At 62.6% G+C, this 13,019-nt stretch carries 15 protein-coding genes; 5 read left to right on the plus strand and 10 right to left on the minus strand.

All coding sequences use genetic code 11. From position 1 onward, the window contains the following. Window positions 1-8: 8 nt before the first annotated feature. Genes fahA through ACFSNN_RS12975 form a run of 3 tightly spaced genes read right to left on the minus strand, consistent with a single transcriptional unit; the run spans window position 9 to window position 4,061 of the window. Window positions 9-1,319 carry a fumarylacetoacetase gene (gene fahA, locus ACFSNN_RS12965; protein ID WP_134457067.1) on the minus strand — a complete coding sequence of 437 codons (1,311 nt, stop codon included), beginning with the start codon at window positions 1,317-1,319 and terminating at the stop codon, window positions 9-11. Next, a complete protein-coding gene (gene hmgA / locus ACFSNN_RS12970) occupies window positions 1,316-2,662 on the minus strand; it encodes a homogentisate 1,2-dioxygenase (RefSeq protein WP_134457068.1) in 1,347 nt (448 codons plus the stop codon). Before hmgA ends, fahA begins: the two co-directional genes overlap by 4 nt. Before the next feature lie 34 nt (window positions 2,663-2,696). Next, the gene (locus tag ACFSNN_RS12975) at window positions 2,697-4,061 is read right to left on the minus strand and encodes an MFS transporter (RefSeq protein ID WP_134457069.1); all 1,365 of its coding nucleotides are present in this window, start codon (window positions 4,059-4,061) and stop codon (window positions 2,697-2,699) included. A gap of 326 nt (window positions 4,062-4,387) precedes the next feature. Here ACFSNN_RS12975 and ACFSNN_RS12980 point away from each other — a divergent pair, with 326 nt between their 5' ends. Next, window positions 4,388-5,221, plus strand: coding sequence for an EAL domain-containing protein (locus ACFSNN_RS12980; RefSeq protein WP_134459012.1), 834 nt, complete (start codon window positions 4,388-4,390; stop codon window positions 5,219-5,221). A gap of 44 nt (window positions 5,222-5,265) precedes the next feature. Here the strand turns inward: ACFSNN_RS12980 and ACFSNN_RS12985 are convergent, their stop codons facing one another. Next, window positions 5,266-6,051, minus strand: a complete 786-nt coding sequence (locus tag ACFSNN_RS12985) for an IclR family transcriptional regulator (protein ID WP_134457070.1) — start codon at window positions 6,049-6,051, stop codon at window positions 5,266-5,268. 104 nt (window positions 6,052-6,155) lie between these two features. Between ACFSNN_RS12985 and ACFSNN_RS12990 the strand changes: the two genes are divergently transcribed. Continuing rightward, window positions 6,156-7,346 (plus strand): acyl-CoA dehydrogenase, encoded by a 1,191-nt coding sequence (locus ACFSNN_RS12990; RefSeq protein WP_012431834.1) that lies wholly within the window; start codon window positions 6,156-6,158, stop codon window positions 7,344-7,346. Between the two features lie 149 nt (window positions 7,347-7,495). Here the strand turns inward: ACFSNN_RS12990 and ACFSNN_RS12995 are convergent, their stop codons facing one another. Next, window positions 7,496-8,134, minus strand: a complete 639-nt coding sequence (locus ACFSNN_RS12995; protein WP_116119029.1) for a peroxiredoxin — start codon at window positions 8,132-8,134, stop codon at window positions 7,496-7,498. A 343-nt stretch (window positions 8,135-8,477) separates the two neighbouring features. On the opposite strand from ACFSNN_RS12995, the gene ACFSNN_RS13000 reads away from it, so the two are divergent. From ACFSNN_RS13000 to ACFSNN_RS13010, 3 genes are all read left to right on the plus strand, one after another. Continuing rightward, window positions 8,478-8,780 carry an ElaB/YgaM/YqjD family protein gene (locus ACFSNN_RS13000; protein WP_011486909.1) on the plus strand — a complete coding sequence of 101 codons (303 nt, stop codon included), beginning with the start codon at window positions 8,478-8,480 and terminating at the stop codon, window positions 8,778-8,780. Between the two features lie 133 nt (window positions 8,781-8,913). Further along, on the plus strand, window positions 8,914-9,300 hold the full coding sequence (locus ACFSNN_RS13005; RefSeq protein WP_134457071.1) for a phage holin family protein: 387 nt from the start codon (window positions 8,914-8,916) through the stop codon (window positions 9,298-9,300). Window positions 9,301-9,423: 123 nt separating this feature from the next. Then, window positions 9,424-9,903, plus strand: coding sequence for a DUF3318 domain-containing protein (locus ACFSNN_RS13010; protein WP_134457072.1), 480 nt, complete (start codon window positions 9,424-9,426; stop codon window positions 9,901-9,903). 54 nt (window positions 9,904-9,957) lie between these two features. On the opposite strand, the gene ACFSNN_RS13015 is transcribed toward ACFSNN_RS13010, so the two are convergent. From ACFSNN_RS13015 to ACFSNN_RS13035, 5 genes are all read right to left on the minus strand, one after another. Then, the gene (locus ACFSNN_RS13015; protein ID WP_134457073.1) at window positions 9,958-10,386 is read right to left on the minus strand and encodes a type IV pilin protein; all 429 of its coding nucleotides are present in this window, start codon (window positions 10,384-10,386) and stop codon (window positions 9,958-9,960) included. A gap of 10 nt (window positions 10,387-10,396) precedes the next feature. Then, the gene (locus tag ACFSNN_RS13020) at window positions 10,397-10,876 is read right to left on the minus strand and encodes a pilus assembly PilX family protein (RefSeq protein WP_134457074.1); all 480 of its coding nucleotides are present in this window, start codon (window positions 10,874-10,876) and stop codon (window positions 10,397-10,399) included. Between the two features lie 137 nt (window positions 10,877-11,013). Continuing rightward, complete coding sequence (locus tag ACFSNN_RS13025) at window positions 11,014-11,826, minus strand: PilW family protein (RefSeq protein WP_134457075.1); 813 nt, start codon at window positions 11,824-11,826, stop codon at window positions 11,014-11,016. Continuing rightward, the gene (locus ACFSNN_RS13030) at window positions 11,823-12,269 is read right to left on the minus strand and encodes a type IV pilus modification PilV family protein (protein ID WP_134457076.1); all 447 of its coding nucleotides are present in this window, start codon (window positions 12,267-12,269) and stop codon (window positions 11,823-11,825) included. The genes ACFSNN_RS13025 and ACFSNN_RS13030 overlap by 4 nt, the downstream gene beginning before the upstream one ends. Continuing rightward, window positions 12,266-12,826 (minus strand): GspH/FimT family pseudopilin, encoded by a 561-nt coding sequence (locus ACFSNN_RS13035; RefSeq protein WP_244322786.1) that lies wholly within the window; start codon window positions 12,824-12,826, stop codon window positions 12,266-12,268. Before ACFSNN_RS13035 ends, ACFSNN_RS13030 begins: the two co-directional genes overlap by 4 nt. Window positions 12,827-13,019: the final 193 nt, after the last annotated feature.

The raw sequence follows: 13,019 nt of genomic DNA on the forward strand, positions 1-13,019 counted from the left end.
TGACAGCGTCACGTCAACGCCGGCAAAATCTCCCCGACACACGCGCCAAAACCCACGCGATAACCCTCACCCTGGCACCATCCGGCGAGCGTCAGTTCGTCTCCGTCTTCGATGAAACTGCGCGTGCCGCCTTCCCGCAACTCCAGCGGCTTCTTGCCGTTCCACGTCAACTCCAGCAGGCTGCCGAACGAATCTTCCGTCGGTCCGCTGATCGTGCCCGAGCCCATCAGATCGCCCACGCGCGTATTACAGCCCGATACCGTGTGATGCGCGAGCTGCTGCGCCATCGTCCAGTACATGTGCTTGAAGTTGGTCCGCGAGATCGTGCTCGCCGCTTTCGCCTGCTGCGGGCGCAGCGTCACTTCCAGCGTGATATCGAACGCATGCTCGCCCTCATGACGCAGGTACGCGAGCGGCTGCGGCTCCTGCGCCGGCTGCGCGACGCGGAACGGTTCGAGTGCGTCGAGCGTCACGATCCACGGCGAGATCGTCGTCGCGAAAGTCTTCGCGTTGAACGGTCCGAGCGGCACGTATTCCCATTGCTGAATATCGCGCGCGCTCCAGTCGTTCAGCAGCATCATGCCGAAGATATGCGCTTCCGCATCCGCGCACGCAACCGGCTCGCCCAAGGCATTGCCGGCGCCGATCACGAAGCCGGTTTCCAGTTCGATATCCAGCTTGCGGCACGCGCCGAACACCGGACGATCCTGATCCGGCAGCTTCAACTGTCCATTAGGACGACGCACCGGCGTGCCGCTCACCACCACCGACGACGCCCGTCCGTTGTACCCGATCGGCATCTCCGACCAGTTCGGCAGCAGCGCGTTCTTCGGATCTCGGAACATGGAGCCGACGTTCGTCGCGTGCTCCTTCGACGAATAGAAATCGGTGTAGCCTGGAATTTGCACCGGCAGATGCAATTGGGCATCGGCCTGGCGGATCAGCGCGCGGCTGCGGAGTTCGGCGTCGTCGCGCAACGTTGCGTTATCGCGTGACAGCAGCTTGCTCAACTGAATGCGCACGCCGCGCCAGGCGTCACGACCGAGTGCGATGAAATCGTTCAACGCGTCGCGCACGAACACGCTGTTGCCCGCGGCCGATGCAGGCACGCTCAGCAGACCCGCGCTTTCAAGCGCGGCCAGATCGACGATGCTGTCGCCGATCGCGACGCCCACGCGGCGAGTCGCATTCAGGTGGTCGCTAAAAACACCGAACGGCAGATTCTGAATCGAAAAGTCGTTGGCCGAATCGTTAGCCGACTCGACCCAACTTTTACGCGACGGATCGAGCGTCGCCTGAAGATCGCTCAATGCGTTCATCGTTGCTCCGGGTTGAAGTGTTTCGTGAGACCTTGCCAGCACTCGTAGTAATGCGCCTGCAATTGCGCCGTTTCGAGCGCGAAGCGCGTGGGCTTGATCAGCGTGCGCGTCTCGAACATGAAGGCCATCGTGTCGCCGACTTTCTTCGGCGTCGACGTATCGCCGTGCGAGGCTTTCTCGAACGTCTCCGCATCGGGGCCATGACCCGACATGCAGTTATGCAACGATGCGCCGCCCGGCACGAAACCTTCGGCCTTGGCGTCGTACACGCCGTGCACGAGGCCCATGAACTCGCTTGCCACATTGCGATGGAACCAGGGCGGACGGAATGTATCTTCGGCGGCGAGCCAGCGCGGCGGGAAGATCACGAAGTCGATGCTATCGACGCCCGGCGTGTCGGTTTGCGATTGCAGCACGAGAAAAATCGACGGATCCGGATGGTCGAAGCTGATCGAGCCGATCGTGTTGAAGCGGCGCAGATCGTACTTGTACGGCGCGTAATTGCCGTGCCACGCGACCACGTCGAGCGGCGAGTGGCCGATATCCGCGCGCCACAGGTTGCCGTTCATCTTGGCAACGAGTTCGAAGTCGCCTTCGCGGTCTTCATAGGCCGCGTGCGGTGTGAGGAAATCACGCGGATTGGCAAGGCCGTTCGAGCCGATCGGACCAAGGTCCGGCAAGCGCAGCAACGCCCCGAAGTTCTCGCAGATGTAGCCCCGCGCCACGCCGTCCGGCAGGCTCACCGCGAAGCGCACGCCGCGCGGAATCACCGCGATTTCGAAGGGCTCGACGTCGAGCTTGCCGAACTCCGTGGCGATGTGCAGGCGCCCTTCCTGCGGCACGATCAGCAATTCGCCGTCGGCGGTGTAGAAGAAGCGGTCCTGCATCGAGCGGTTCGCCGCATACACGTGAATCGCGCAGCCGGTCATCGACTCGGCCGCGCCGTTGCCCGCCATCGTCACCCAGCCGTCGATGAAGTCGGTCGGCTCGGCCGGCATCGGCAACGCGTCCCAGCGCAACTGGTTGGGCGGCGTCGGAGGCACCTCGGCGAAGTTGGCGACGAGCCGCTCCGAAGGCAGCGGCGTGAACGGCATATGCACTGCCGCCGGACGAATCCGGTACAACCACGAGCGGCGATTATGGCCGCGCGGCGCGGTGAACGCCGTGCCCGACAGTTGTTCGGCGTACAGACCATAAGCCGCGCGCTGCGGCGAGTTGCGGCCTTCCGGCAACGCGCCCGGCAAGGCCTCGGTGGCGAATTCGTTTGCGAAGCCCGACTGATAGCCGGGCTCGATTTCGAGCCGCGAGCTGCCAGTGTGCGGCGTACGGGTTTGGGTATCCATGCTAGGTTCTCCGTTGATACTCGATCTCGTCATTTCATGCGGTCCGCGGCTCGGACGGCTGGCCGCGCTGGCGCGTCGCGGCGGCCAGCGCGATCACCAGCAGCGCGGAGCACAGCACCGGCAAGGCGGCCGCATGAAACAGCGCGGCGTTCGACCAGTTCAGCGCGATCAGCTGGCCGCCGATCAGCGGTCCGATCACCGAGCCGATCCGCCCGATACCGAGGCTCCAGCCGATGCCCGTCGAGCGCAGCGTGGTCGGATAAAAATGGCCGGCCAGCGCGTTGACGGCGGGTTGTCCGCCGACCACGCAGAAGCCGCCCGCGAACACCACGAGCAACAGCCACGGCAACGCATGCGCCACCGTGCCGATCGTGCCGACCGCCAGCGCCGCGCCCGCGAAACACACGAACAGCACGCGCACAAAACCAAAACGTTCGATGAACCAGCCGAGCAGCAAGGTGCCGACCACGCCGCCCGTCTGCAACACCGTGCCGACGATCACCGCCGTGCTCGGCGAATAGCCTGCGTCGCGCATCACGGTGGGCAGCCAGTTCGACAGAAAGTACAGATCGATCAGGTTCATGAAACTGATCGCCCACAAAATCAAGGTTACCGGACCGCGGCCTGCACGGAACAGCTCGGCGACCGGCGCGCCGCCATTGCCCTTCTCACGCACGATGAGCCGGGTGTTCGCGTCGATCGGCAGCGCCGGGTTGAACTTCGCGAGCCAGCGCAACGCGCGCTCGCTGCGGCCCTTGAGCACGAGGAATTGCAGCGATTCCGGTAACGCCATAAGCATGGCCAGCGCGAGCAGCAGCGGCACCGCGCCGCCAACCCAGAACACCGCGCGCCAGCCATAAGCCGGAATCAGCGCGGCGCTGATAAAGCCGCCGAGCGCCGCGCCCAGCGTAAAGCCGCACGACACCAGCATCATGCGCTTGACGCGATGGGCGGGGGTCGAGAATTCGCCGACCAGCGCCATCGCGTTCGGCATGATGCAGCCGAGCCCAAGACCGGTGATGAAGCGCAGCGCGATCAATTCGGGGATGGTGGCGACGAAGGGCGTGGCCAGCATCGACAGCGCGAAGAAAAACGTCGACCCGATCAGCACCGGCCGGCGCCCGATGCGGTCCGCCAGCACCGACAGCCCGAGCGCGCCGAGCAGCATGCCGAACAGGCTCGCGCTGAACACCGGACCGAGCGCCGCCTTCGACACGTGCCATTCGCCGATCACGCTCGGCGCAACGTAGCCCATCGCCTGCGCGTCGAAGCCGTCGATCACGAGGCACAACCCGCATAGCGCGAGCAGCAGCAACTGGAATGCCGGGTGATGCGTTTCGCCGAGCACCTGCTCGACTTCGATCACATTGGCGGCGGCCGCGGCCGGTTTCGCGCTCATTGGGTCGTCTCCTGATGCTGACTGGATGGATTGCTCGTTGGTTGCGAGGGGGCTGAACACTGCTGGAAAGCGCCTGTCCGCGGCGCTTGGGCGGCGTGCACGGCACAAGCCATCACACGATCGAAGCCGCATTGCAATTTACGTATAGTAAAACTAATTACGTATAGTGAAATTAACGTAAACCCTGAAAAGTCACCCGAAATCCCCGAACGGCCCGTCGGCACAAGCGTTCGCCGGATAACGTTATGAGCAATTTGTTCATGTGAGCGCGGTTCGGACTGCTACCATCAATGGATGCGCCTCACTTTCGCCATCCATACGCCTACATGATTCCGCCGACCATCCCCAACCTCATTGCCCGCTGTGCCGATCATCCGTTTCTCGGCGAGCATCTGGTGATGGGGCAAGGCTTGCATCACGACGTCGCGCTGGCGCAATTCGACGGCTTTGAACTCGCCAGTGCCTATGAGCCGATCTTCGATATCAGCGTGCATGCGTTGGCGCAGTCGCTTTCGTCTGGGGTCGAAGGGGTGGACCGTTTCGGCGATGAACTCGGCTTTCAGGCCGTCACGCATCAGGTCGACGCGGCGCCGTTCGACGTATTCGATCCGTTCGACCGCATCGCCGACGATCAGGAATTGGTCGCGCTCGACCGCATGTCGCGTGCGCTGCATGCCATCAACTTCTTTGGCGCGCAGCGGCATGGTCTGCTGTTTTTGCGCGTGCACGAGCGGCTGCTCAAGAGCGTGAAGTACGACCACGGGCGGCATTTTTCGAGCGTGCTGGTGTCGTTCGGATTGAACCCGTCGCGGGTGGTGATCGAGCTGCCCGCAGCGGCGGTCGCGCACAAGACTTTTCTCGGCTATCTGACCAAGAGCTACCAGCACTACGGCTTCAAGGTGGCGGGCAATCTGTCCAACGCGGGGCAGATTCTGTCGGTGTCGGAGACCGCGCGGCTCGACTTTCTCAAGATGGATGCAGGGACCGCTTTGCGCGATGCCACGGTCAAACCGCTAGTGGGTTATGCAGGCCGGCTGCGGATTCCGCTGATTTTCAATCGCGTGGTGGATGAAACGCAGTTCGAGGCTTTGCAGCAGTACGACGTGCGCTTCGTGCAAGGGCCGCTGTTCAATGCGCATTATCACGACCGGGCGGTTTGAGCGGGGCGTTGACCTGGTGCAGTGACAAACGCGCGCCACTGGCGTCAACCGGTATCGCCCAAACGCCGCGCAAGCGCCTTCAGCCGCGGCGCGACGTTGTCACGAAACACATCCTCTCCCATCGACGACGCCGGCCCGCTGCAGCTCAGCACCAGCCAGCGCCCTTCGCGCGGCTCGCGAAACGGCACGGCGACCGCGTTCACGTCGTCGTGCCACGCGCGGAACGAATAGCAGCAGCGCTGCTCGGCGAAGGCGGCGATTTCTTGCTCGGCGTCGGCGACCAGTTCGGCGCCTGCCTTGCCCGCTGCTTTTTTCAATTCCGCCAATAACGCGGCGCGCGCGTCGAACGGTTGCACGGCCAGATAGGCGCGGCCCATCGAACTCGTCAGCATCGACAGTTTCGAACCGGACGCCAACCCAAGCGTCAATGCGGTTTCGCTGCGGATCGTCTCCAGATAAATCATGTCGAGCCCGTCCCGGCAACCTAGCGAAACTGCCGCGCCCACGTCGCGTGCGAATACGCGCAAGTGCGGGCGTGCGAGTTCGAGCGTGTCCGTACCCGAAAGCAGCGCGAAACCGAGCGACAACACGCCGGCGTCGAGCGCGTATTTGCCCAATGTTTCGTCGAGCCGCAGATAACCGAGCACGGTCAGTGTGTAAGCAAGGCGGTTGACGGTCGCCTTCGGCAAACCCGTGCGTTCGACGAAATCGCGATTGCCGAGCATCGTTTCGCCCGGCTTGAACGCGCGCAGCAAATCCAGCCCGCGTGCCAGAGCGACGACAAATTTGCGCTCGTCGAGCGGTTCGGAGGGAGTAGATGTCGGCGTCATGGGGTGGTACACTCGGACGTGGTTTGCAAAACATTGTTTCGCATAGCGGAACTCAAGTCAAGCGCAAACACGTTTCCGTCAAGCAAGGAATCAGGAGATAAGCCATGGCCGAGGCCGCGCAGTTTCACTGGGAAGACCCGTTGCTGCTGGATCAGCAGCTCACCGAAGACGAACGCATGGTGCGCGACGCCGCCGCGGCTTACTCGCAGGACAAGCTGCAGCCGCGCGTGCTCGAAGCGTTCCGTCATGAGAAGACCGACATCGAGATCTTTCGCGAGATGGGCGAACTCGGCCTGCTCGGCCCGACCATTCCTGAGCAATACGGCGGCCCCGGCCTGAACTACGTGGCGTACGGCTTGATCGCGCGTGAAGTGGAGCGCGTCGATTCCGGCTACCGGTCAATGATGTCGGTGCAGTCGTCGCTGGTCATGGTGCCGATCTACGAATTCGGCTCGGAAGCGCAAAAGCAGAAGTACTTGCCGAAGCTCGCCACCGGCGAATGGATCGGCTGCTTTGGTCTAACCGAGCCGAATCACGGCTCCGATCCAGGCAGCATGGTCACGCGCGCGAAGAAAGTGGACGGCGGCTATTCGCTGTCGGGCTCGAAGATGTGGATCACCAATTCGCCGATCGCCGACGTGTTCGTCGTGTGGGCAAAGCTCGAAGAAGATGGCAAGGACGCGATCCGCGGCTTCATTCTTGAGAAGGGCTGGAAGGGGCTGTCGGCGCCCACCATCCACAGCAAGGTGGGTCTGCGCGCGTCGATCACCGGCGAGATCGTGCTCGACGAAGTGTTCGTGCCGGAAGAGAACCGCTTTCCGGAAGTCAGCGGTTTGCGCGGTCCGTTCACCTGTCTGAACTCGGCACGCTATGGCATTGCCTGGGGCGCGCTCGGCGCGGCTGAGTCATGCTGGCACACCGCGCGTCAGTACGTGCTGGATCGCAAGCAGTTCGGCCGGCCGCTCGCCGCGAACCAGTTGATCCAGAAGAAGCTCGCCGACATGCAAACCGAGATCACGCTCGGCCTGCAAGGCGTGCTGCGCCTCGGCCGCATGAAGGACGAAGGCACCGCGGCCGTCGAGATCACCTCGATCATGAAGCGCAATTCATGCGGCAAGGCGCTGGACATTGCACGGCTCGCGCGCGACATGCTCGGCGGCAACGGCATCTCGGACGAGTTCGGCATCGCGCGGCATCTGGTGAATCTGGAAGTGGTGAACACCTACGAAGGTACGCACGACATCCATGCGCTGATTCTCGGGCGCGCGCAAACCGGCATTCAGGCTTTTTTCTGAAGGTTTTCTGAAGAACGGATCGCGCGGATTGCTTCGATTGCGGCAGGTTTGCGCAGCACGATAAAAAAGCCAGTTCATTCGTGAACTGGCTTTTTTCATTCGATTGAAAGCACCGTGGCTAACGGTCCGCTTCGCGGCGCTTCAACCCTTTACTTGTTCGGCTGCGGCGTCATGCGCAGATACGGACGCAGCGCCTTGTAGCCCTTCGGGAATTTCTGCTTGATGACTTCCTCGTCCTTCAGCGACGGGACGATCACCACGTCATCGCCCTGCTTCCAGTTGCCCGGCGTGGCGACCGAGTGGCTGTCGGTGAGTTGCAGCGAATCGATCACGCGCAGCACTTCGTCGAAGTTGCGGCCGGTGCTGGCCGGATAGGTGATGATCAGGCGCACCTTCTTCTTCGGGTCGATCACGAACAGCGAGCGCACCGTGAGCGTCTCGTTGGCGTTCGGGTGAATCATGTCGTACAACTCGGCGACCTTGCGATCGCCGTCCGCGAGAATCGGGAAGCCGACATTGGCGGCTTGAGTCTCGTTAATGTCTTTGATCCACTCTTTGTGCGACTCGGCGCTGTCCACCGACAACGCGATGGTCTTCACATTGCGCTTGTCGAATTCGTCGGCCAGCTTGGCGGTCAGGCCGAGTTCGGTCGTGCAGACCGGCGTGAAGTCGGCGGGATGCGAGAACAACACGCCCCAACTATCGCCCAGCCACTCGTGAAATTTGATCGGGCCGACACTCGATTGCTGTTCGAAATCCGGCGCGATATCGCCAAGACGTAGACTCATTGTGCATCTCCTATGGGTTTGGACATTGCCGCACGAAGCATTCACACGCGGCGCCCCGCAACGATAAAGCATACGGGAGCGCCGGTGTATGACGAACCAACATCGCGTCACTACTTTATGCGTTTTTGTAATTTTCACCGATTTAGTGGAAACTTTGCGGGACAGATCAACTCCATCTTAAGCAAACTTTGTCTGCACGTCGTGCGGCAGCGGCGTTGTTTGTGGCTATGCTTCAAGCGGGAACGGTTCGTGCGATGTTGTGAACCAACCAAGCCCTGCGCTCGCCAGCGGCCGTTTCTTTGGTTACGATTCACGCGTGGCGTGAGACGAAGGGGAGCTGTCAATGTCGGAAATCAACAAGGAGAGATTGATGTCGGATATCAAAACCGTCCTCGCGGACGCTGAAGATCTGCTGAAACAGGCCGCGAGCGCCACCGGCGAGCGCGCTTCGGAACTGCGTGAAACGGCGCTGACGCGCCTGAAGCAAGCCAGGGAAAAGGCGGCCGACGTTCAGGTCGTGGTGGTCGAAAAAGGCAAGAAGGCGGCCCGCGCCACCGACGACTACGTGCACGAGCATCCGTGGGCGTCCATCGGCATTGCCGCTGGCGCCGGTGTGCTGCTTGGGCTGTTGATCAACCGCAAGTAAGCACTGGCAATGTCGCCGGGCGTGTCTCGTCCGGCGCACCAGCGAATCGAGTTGACCGGCGCATGCCTGGCCGGTCCGCTTCTTCTGGCGCGCGCGCGCGCCGGTTAGGCCTTCACGCGCAACGCCCACAGCCATGACGATCGAAACACAATCGCAGCGCGGAGAACATAGTCCGTTGCGCCGCATAATCGGTTCCGTGTTTGCCATTCTGCAAACGCGGCTGGAACTGGTCGGCATCGAACTCGCCGAAGAAAAGGACCGATTGCTCGCCGTGCTGTTCCTCGGCCTTGCCGCCATGATGCTCGCCACCATGGCCTTGATCGCGCTGACTGCGTTGATCGCCATCGCGTTCTGGGACACCTACCGCTGGCAGGCGCTGGCAGGCATCACCGCGGTCTACGCGATTGCCGGACTGATCTGTGCATTAAAAGCGCGCAGCGGTTTGCGCAATGCGCCCATGGTGTTCGAAGCGACCATCGCCGAGTTTGAAAAAGACCGCGATGTGTTCCGCAAACCGTGAGCCGGAAGACGCAACCGCGTGGCACTTGCGTCTTGCGTCTCTTCGGTTCTGCGTCTTGCTTAACAAACTTGCGCGATTTGCAGCGCCGTTCTACTGCTCCACCTTCACTGCCGCCGACACGCCATGAGCCAGAACCATTCCGATACCGCGTTCCGTAACAAGCGCCATCAGGCCAAAGATCTGAGCGCGCCGCATTTGCGCGCACTGCGCAAGGAGCTCCTGCTGGTGCGCGCCGATGTCGAGCGCATGGAACTCGCTCAGGCGACCATCGAGTTGCGACAGGCGGTCACGCACTTCAGTTGGCTCAAATTTATTCTGCCGGGCTTCGGCGGCATGCGCGTCGGTAAAGGCTCGAAGGCGAGTTTCATCAACGCGGGCAGCATCGGCGCCCTGCTCAAACAATATCCGCTGATCAGCTCGATCGCCTCGATCGTGCTTGCCAAGCCGCTGCGCACAACGGTCGTAGCCGGCGCCAAACCCGTGCTCAAATGGGGCAGCCTCGGTCTTGCCGGGTGGGAAGCCTATCGGATCTGGCAGCAGATGAAGCGGGATTCGGCGGCATCATCGGGTGGCAAGGTTGAGTCGACGGATGGTGGGTACTGAGGGCAAACGCTGCGTGCCGCTATGCCTCGCTATGCCTCGCTTTGGTTCGGTTCGCTAGCTCGTATTCCAGCAGTCGCCGCTAGCAGCGGTCGAACCGGTTGCCGCGTTTTTGTTGCCGCGTAATCCTGTCGCATCGAGCGTGAAAATGCCGCATGTGTCGTCGCGCATCGGGCCGGATTCGCTCGGCGTTGCTTCGATCGCATAGCCACCGTTTGCATCGTCCGCGGGCAGTACATGCAGGCGATAGACAGCCGTGCCGAATTGCGGCGCCTGGTCGAGACCCGGTGGCAATGTCGGTGCGCTGTCGTTTGTCGCTCCTTCGACGAATTGCGCCGCGCGATAGAGCGCGGACGCCGCGTCGATTCGATGAGTTCGCGCAATATGGCTGCGATACGACGGCACGGCAAAGACGGCCAGCGTGGCGGCAATCGCTAGCGTGATCACCAGCTCGAGCAGCGTGAATCCGGATGCATGCGGCTTCATGTCGCCTCCGTCAGAACGGCCTGGCGGCAACGCGCCGCCAACGACGTTCGATCTTCTCGCCATCAATCACGAGTTCCATTTGCAGCCATACCTGCGACTCGCTGGTACGGCCGAAACCTCGCGACGTCAATAGATACGCCCGCGCGTCGGCACGAGTGGCGAGACGCCACGCCTCGATCAAACATTGCGGCGCGCGCGGCGATCCCGGCCATTGCGCCACGGGCGTCACGGCCCCTGTGTCGAATGCGGCAGCGAGTTTCCATTGCGCGGGCGTGCCGGATGCAATCGGCAGCGATGCTGCGGACTGCGCGCTTGCAGCCGCGATGACACTGCGGGTGCACAAGGTCAGCGCCGAATCCGCGGCATGAAAGGCCTGCAAGTACTCGCGAACATTGGTGGTGCCACGCGCTGCCGCTAGTGACGTCTCGAACCAGGCCGCGGACGTGACCAGCATCATTGTTGAAATCAGCAGGACGATCGGCAGGACCATGCCGTGTTGTCTGGTGCGTCGCGCGTTGCACCTCATCCGATTGAGGCCTGCCACGTTTGTCAGGTTTGCCGGTTGACCGTGAAGTCTCACGCACTTCCCCTCTGTGCGGTACGGTTGCTTTTCCATTCGCAATCTCGTCATGGCGAAACCTCCACGTGATTGCGTATTGCCACACGCCGCGAGAACGCCTGACGCGGTCGTAAATCCGCGCCGAGAGCGCTTACGCCATCGCAATCGACATAGCGCGAACGCTGTTGCCCCAGCGGCGCGCCACGTACAAGCACGCAAAGATCGACGGCGACGATCTTCGCCCATTGATCGGCCGTGACGGCAGAAGCGTCGATCGCGGCCAGCCCACCGGCTAACCAGTACTTGATCCGCAGCCGCTCGATACCTTCGACCAGCGGTTGCGCGGATCCCGTCTTGCCGTTGCCCTCGCAGTAAAGTTCCGGTTCACCGGTCGAACCGCTGACCCTCGCGAAGTATCGGTTGACGACCGCCGCGCCCTGGTCGCCGAGCGCGGCGCTGCTGCCTGATACGGCCTGTCCGAGGCAGTCGGTTGTTTGCCCACTGGCCGACGGCCACGTGGAGACGTTGTCACCGACATAACGGACCGCGACGCCGTCCGAGTGACTGGGCAAGCTCTCACAGGCGAGGCTATCGTCCGCGCCGGTCGGGCGGCCGCCCGAGCATCCGAACACCGGCGGCGGACTGTTGTACCGCGCGATGTCCGCGGGTACGAAGCCGGCCATTTGCAATTGCTGGCCAATCAGCATCAGCGCAGTCAGCCCGGCTTCGCGAATCCGCATCGCATCGCTCGCGCGTTCGAATGCGCTCCGCTGCGTCGTATAGAGCGAGACGGCACCCGCAGTCACTAGCAGGCCCAGCGCCATGGCAATCACGAATTCGATTAAGGTGTGGCCGCGCGCAGGATTCGAACGCCGCGTCATTTCGCAAACGCCAACACTACGCATGACGAGCCCACGGGCAGATCCGCTCCGCCGCAGGGCGCGGGCTTGTCGATCACGTCGTCGGAAGGTGGCAAGTCGCGTAGTGAGGTCCAGGTCACACGCGCAGCGGACACACCGCCGATGTCACCCACCGAGGCTTCGCCATGCGGCAAAAGTGTCGCTGCCCGCGCGCTCCATTGCCTGATTGCGGAGTCGCCCGAGGTGGGAGCGTACATCGCCTCCGCGACGGAATCGGCTATCCAGGCAGCATGTTCGCGCTGGGACATCGCACGGGCTTCGCGCGCGGTCCATAACTGACCGGCAATCAAGCCTAGTGCGGTGACCGCCATTAGGCCGACAGCCAGCATGACTTCGATCAATGAGCTGCCGCCACACCTGGAATCGCAGCAGCGCGAGTGCGGACTCTGCGAATGTCGGCTCATGACGCTGCTCCGCATGCACCCTCGACGACCCGCGCGCGGCCGCCCGCAGCAATGTGAATGCAGCGTCGCCACTTGCCCCCTTGCGTCACCCTCGACGGTGTACGCGGCGCGATATCAAAACTGCGAAACGTACCGATCAATTGCCCGGCCGGCGGCGTGAACGTGAGGTTCGTCTGCGTGCCGGTGATACTCACGGCCGCAAGGAGAGGTTGCGCACGCAAGAGCGAAAGCGTGCCGCCACGGTCGGCCAGAACGGCCCAGCCGCACGACCAGTCAGCGACGCCATTACCGCACGGCTGCCCCGCGGCGAGACAATGGCGCGCGGCGTCGGTCCGGCATACGGTGACGCGCGCGCCTCGGCGTAACGCTTCACTGCGCGCATAAGCGAGCGTCGAGGCAAGCGCCTTCGCGCGGGCGTCGACCTGGTCTCGCACGTGCCACGCTACGAACGACGGCGTGGCCATCACAGCGACGACGGCCAGCAGCGCAATAACGGCCAGCGTTTCGACAAGCGTGAAGCCGCGGTATCGCGGCGGACGGACTGCATTCCGATTCATCTGCATCCCTGATCGATTCGAAGAATGCAGCCAATCTAGCGATTTGCAAATCGCCCAACAATCGGCCGAACGGCCAGGTGGCACTCAGACGCTATCCCGCGCAAAAATGCACGCGACGATCCATAACGGCAGCGGGAGATACGGATGCGCGAAACAACGCGAAACAGATCGGCGATTCAAACGCAACGCGCGA

It is taken from the genome of Paraburkholderia dipogonis (genome assembly GCF_042680985.1).
In the GTDB taxonomy this organism is placed as follows: Bacteria; Pseudomonadota; Gammaproteobacteria; order Burkholderiales; family Burkholderiaceae; genus Paraburkholderia; species Paraburkholderia phytofirmans.